We start from the raw sequence: 4,683 nt of genomic DNA on the forward strand, positions 1-4,683 counted from the left end.
GCAGCCCAAGTGACGGAGTACTATCCCGTCTCGCTCGATCTGCGGGGCCACGCCTGCCTGGTGGTGGGCGGCGGCTCCGTGGGCGAGGGCAAGGTGGAAGGCCTGCTCGCGGCGGGCGCCCGGGTCACCGTGGTGAGCCCCACGCTTTCTCCCCGCCTCCAAGCGTGGGCGGTGGCCGGGCGCATCACTCACCATAGCCGGCAGTATCGCGAGCGCGACCTCGATGGCCAGCGCCTGGCATTCGTCGCCACGAGCCATCGTGAAGTCACCGAGCTCGTGGCGGCCGACGCCCGGCGCCGCGGCATCTGGGTCAACGCGGCCGACGATCCCCTCTACTGCGACTTCCTCCTGCCGTCCGTGCTGCGCCGGGGGCGGCTCGTCGTCGCTGTGTCGACGGGGGGCGCCAGCCCCGCCCTGGCGGGGCGCGTGCGACGTGACCTCGAGCACCGGCTGGCTCCCGAGTATGCCGAGCTGGTCGAGCTGGCCGCCGAGGTACGGGCCGAGCTCAGGGCCGAGTCGCGGCGGCCCGGCGGCGAGGTATGGCGTGAGGCGCTCGACGGCGAGCTCATCGAGCTGCTCTCCCAAGGCAAGCGGGACGAGGCCAAGGCGCGGCTCCTAGATCGGCTCGGAGTGACGGCGTGAACCCAGGGCGAGTTTGTCTCGTTGGCGCGGGTCCCGGCGATCCTGGGCTCCTCACCGTGCGCGCGCTCGAGCGGCTGAGAGAGGCGGAGGTCGTCATCTACGACCGTCTCGTCAACCCCGAGCTTCTGGATGAAGCTCCGGCCGACGCTCTCCGCATCTTCGCGGGCAAGCGCGTGGGCTCGCACTGTCTTCCCCAGGCGGCCATCAATGCCCTGCTCGTTCATCACGCCAACGCCGGGCGCTTCGTGGTCAGGCTCAAGGGTGGGGATCCGTTCGTCTTCGGGCGGGGCGGGGAGGAGGCGCTGGCGCTCGCGAAGGCCGGCATCCCCTTCGAGGTGGTGCCGGGCGTCAGCTCGGCCATCGCCGTCCCCGCCTATGCGGGGATTCCCATCACCCACCGCGGCCTGGCATCGTCCTTCGCCGTGCTCACGGGGCACGAGGATCCGTCCAAGGACGGCGATGCCACCGACTGGAAGAAGCTGGCGACGGCGGTCGACACCCTGGTGATCTTGATGGCCGTCGGCAGCTTCCCCCGCATCGTGGGCGCACTGCTCGCCCATGGCCGGCCGCCCGAGACGCCGGTGGCCCTGATCCGCTGGGGAACGACCGAGGCCCAGGAAGTGCGCGTGGGCACCCTGGCCGACATCGTCGGGCGCGCGCGCGGGCTCGAGCCCCCCGTGGTCGCCGTGGTCGGCGACGTCGTTTCCCTACGTAAGCAGCTCGCCTGGAGCGTCGAAGCGGCGACGGCAATCAGCGCGCGGTAGCGGACAGCAGCAAGCTCTTCCCGACCTAGGCGGCCGCGCTCGTGGCCGTCACCGCGATCGTAGCGAGAGTGACGAGCGCGACGATCGAGACCTTCTTCATCTTGCTCTTCATAGGATCCCCTCCTACATCATGTGCTTCCATTGCATGCCGCACTTGCAGGAATGCAGATCGTCGGCGTGCCCCGGAGTCTTGTCGCAGTGATGACGCTTGCCGTCCTCAGCGAGCTTGTCGGTCCCGCACTGCCCCTGCTCGTTCGGCTTCGCCTGCGGACACCAGTTGGTGATGGGCTTCGTTTGCACGTGACTCATGGCAACATTCCTCCTTCCTCCCAGCCGATACCCTCCGCGGGCCACCGTCAAGCCGTCGTGCTGCCGCGCGGTAAGTATCCGGGCGGGCGCGTCCGGTCTTGACAGACCGTGACCACCAGACGAGTATCGTGCCCGTTCGGCGACAATCCATCTGCCAGACCGAGGAGCCGGGCGGGAAAGGGAGCAACTCCCATGGACCTAGAGCTCAAGGACAAGGTGGCCGTGGTAGGCGGAGCGAGCAAGGGCCTGGGACGGGCCTGCGCGGAGGTGCTGGCGGAGGAAGGGGCCAGGGTCGTCGTGTGCAGCCGCACCCAGGCCGACCTCGACCGCACGGCGAAAGAGATTCGTGAGGCGACGGGCACCGACGTCCTGGCTCTGGCCGGTGATCTCGACAATCACCAGACGATCCGAGACCTGATCGCCGCCGCCACCAGTCGATTTGGACGTCTCGACATCCTCGTCAACAACTCCGGAGGGCCGCCCCTGGCCCGGGCTCTCAGCGCCACGGAAGAGCAGTGGGCGACGGCGCTGCAGCGGTCCTTGCTGTTCTTCGCGCGCATGTCGCGAGAGGCCATCCCCCACATGAAGCGCCAGGGCGGTGGCCGCATCATCAATATCCTGGCCGCCACCGTCTATCAGCCCATCCCGAACCTGGCCCTCTCGGGCGTCACCCGCCTGGGCGTGGTGGCCTTTGCCAAGAGCCTGGCCGACGAGGTGGGGCGCGACGGCATTCTCGTGAACAACGTATGCCCGGGCTCGATTCTGACCGACCGCATGCGCTCCAACGTGGCGGCGCGGGCCAAGGAGCTCGGCGTCTCCCTCGAGCAAGGACTCGCCGACCGAGCGGCCGAGACCGCGGTGGGACGAATCGGTGAGCCCCGCGAGCTCGCGCACCTGGTGGCGTTCCTGGCCTCGGGAAAGTCCAGCTACATCACGGGCACCACCATGCTGGTCGACGGCGGGCTGGTGCGGTCCATCATATAGTCAGCAGCCTCGACGAGGGCACGTCCCGCACCAGTTGGCCGCGGGGAGCCTCAGAATCTCAGGCTGATTCGACCGATGACGAACGGCCCGTTGTGGATGTCGATCCTGTTCTCGTTGCGGTGCTTGTAGCTCTCTCCCTCGAAGTAGAACCGGTCGAAGGCGTACCCGCCCGACAGCTCGAATCCCACGTGACGCAGATCGAACCGGATGCCGCCGGTGAGGCGCTTCTCGTAGTAGAAAAGCCGATGGCTCTTGACATGCCGGTCGGCGCGGAGATACCAGTCGTCGTCCCAATCAAAGCCGGCATAGACGCGTAAGGGCCGGAACAGCTCGTAGGTCAGCCGGGCTTTGACCGTCCGGACCGGCTGATAGATCAGCTGGACGGTGAGCTTCTCGATGGGACGCCACTCCAGCATGTTGAAGGGGAAGCCAAGAACGAGGGTGAATCGATCGGAGGGCGAATAGACGTAGTCGATCCCCGGGACGGGCAGGCCGGCGAAGTACTCCGAATAGTTGGAATAGTTCAGGGTGAAGAACCACGCATTGCGCTCGCCCTGGGGCACGCGAAGGAATGCCGTGGCCCGGACGGTCACCTCGTCCAGGCTGGCGAACGGCTCATCGCTGGCCGAGCCGACGGTGAGGTTGGCTCCCGCGATCCATCCATTCTCGAACTTGTGGCGATACGCGGGCCCGAACTTGATCTCCCACAGCTCTGCGGGGAGGGGCACTCCCGTCGCGGGCAGGACGGCGTGGGTATCGCCGGTATCGAGGTCCTGGAAGCGTGCGCTTCCCGCGATCGTCAATTCGTCGCTGGAGTTCTGCCAGAGCGGAAAGGTCAGGCCAAGGCGAGACTCGAGTATTCGTAGCTCGGTCCCCTGCCCCCTCACCCGCTGCTCGGGATAGTACGTCTCGCGGAAATCGCCACGGAACATGGCTTGACCGAGCGTGGGAGACAGCCACAGCTCGGACTGGGCGAATGCAGAGGCGGGCAGGGCGACCAGAAGCGCCGTCCCCAGAGCGCGCCCGAGGAGGCGCTTCACGCTTCTCATGGGCCCTGCGCGGGCAATAAGCGGACCAAATTCCTGGGCGGCCCTTGGCGGGCGCCCGAGAGGCTGAGGAGCGGAGGGCGGAGGAAGGGGAGCGTGAGGGGAGCGGGGGCTGCCGGCCAGGCCGGAGCGAGCCAAGTCACGGTTCCGAGCGTATCAGGGACCGTTCATCGAGCCAAAGGAAACGGTAGGGATGCGTCCTTCTGCCCAGGGACCGATGGGCCTGGCACGCCCCTTGTATGCGATTGATGCGATGAAGGTCGTCCGGGCTGTCCTCTTCGTCGGTGGGATGGCGGTTCTGGTCTATCTGGTCATTCGGATCGGCACCGGGCCCATCGTATCGGTCCTGAGCCGGATGGCCTGGTGGCAGCTCGTGCTGATCTGCCTACCCTATGCCTTCATCATGGCCGTGGATACGCTTGGGTGGCGCTACGCCTTCGCCGACCAGCCGGCACCCTACTTGAAGATGCTCCTCGCGCGCACCGCGGGCGAAGCGCTCAATCTCGTCACCGCGCTGGGCTCCGTCGGCGGAGAGGCGGTGAAGGTCTGGCTCCTGCGATCCGCCGTTTCCTATGAGGCGAGCGTAGCGTCAGTCATCATTGCCAAGACGACGAGCACGATCGCCCAAACGCTCTTGTTGGTCGTGGGGCTGATCGTCGCCAAGACCTCGGTCCCCGTCAGGGGGGACCTCATCTCGGCGATGCTCGTGCTGCTCGGGCTCGAAGCGCTCCTGGTCGGGGGCTTCCTCGTGACCCAGCTCTCGGGCCTGGTGCGCAGGGCAGGGCGGCTGCTTTCCTGGGCCGGGCTCATCGAGGACAGCTCGTATGCCGAGCGCCTCGACAGCAGCCTGCGCGAAGTCTTCCGTCACCGGTGGCACCGATTTCTCCTCTCGGTGGCCTTTCACTTCGGCGGCTGGCTGCTGGGCGCCCTCGAGGTGG

6 protein-coding genes are annotated in these 4,683 nt (G+C 67.2%); 4 read left to right on the plus strand and 2 right to left on the minus strand.

Annotation, left to right across the window (positions count from 1 at the left end):
* On the plus strand, positions 1 to 642 hold a 642-nt coding region (locus VGT00_17100), incomplete at its 5' end, for a bifunctional precorrin-2 dehydrogenase/sirohydrochlorin ferrochelatase (GenBank protein HEV8533144.1).
* Complete coding sequence (gene cobA, locus VGT00_17105) at positions 639 to 1,406, plus strand: uroporphyrinogen-III C-methyltransferase (GenBank protein HEV8533145.1); 768 nt, start codon at positions 639 to 641, stop codon at positions 1,404 to 1,406. The genes VGT00_17100 and cobA, both read left to right, overlap by 4 nt.
* A 123-nt stretch (positions 1,407 to 1,529) precedes the next feature.
* Here cobA and VGT00_17110 read toward each other — a convergent pair whose 3' ends face one another.
* Positions 1,530 to 1,715, minus strand: coding sequence for a hypothetical protein (locus tag VGT00_17110; GenBank protein ID HEV8533146.1), 186 nt, complete (start codon positions 1,713 to 1,715; stop codon positions 1,530 to 1,532).
* 192 nt (positions 1,716 to 1,907) lie between these two features.
* Between VGT00_17110 and VGT00_17115 the strand changes: the two genes are divergently transcribed.
* Positions 1,908 to 2,699: an SDR family oxidoreductase gene (locus tag VGT00_17115; GenBank protein HEV8533147.1), complete on the plus strand. Its 792-nt coding sequence runs from the start codon at positions 1,908 to 1,910 to the stop codon at positions 2,697 to 2,699.
* A 50-nt stretch (positions 2,700 to 2,749) separates the two neighbouring features.
* Here the strand turns inward: VGT00_17115 and VGT00_17120 are convergent, their stop codons facing one another.
* On the minus strand, positions 2,750 to 3,739 hold the full coding sequence (locus VGT00_17120) for a hypothetical protein (protein HEV8533148.1): 990 nt from the start codon (positions 3,737 to 3,739) through the stop codon (positions 2,750 to 2,752).
* 259 nt (positions 3,740 to 3,998) lie between these two features.
* On the opposite strand from VGT00_17120, the gene VGT00_17125 reads away from it, so the two are divergent.
* The coding region (locus tag VGT00_17125) for a lysylphosphatidylglycerol synthase domain-containing protein (protein HEV8533149.1) at positions 3,999 to 4,683 on the plus strand (685 nt) is incomplete at its 3' end.

The sequence above is a fragment of the Candidatus Methylomirabilota bacterium genome, assembly GCA_036002485.1.
Classification (GTDB): Bacteria; Methylomirabilota; Methylomirabilia; order Rokubacteriales; family CSP1-6; genus AR37.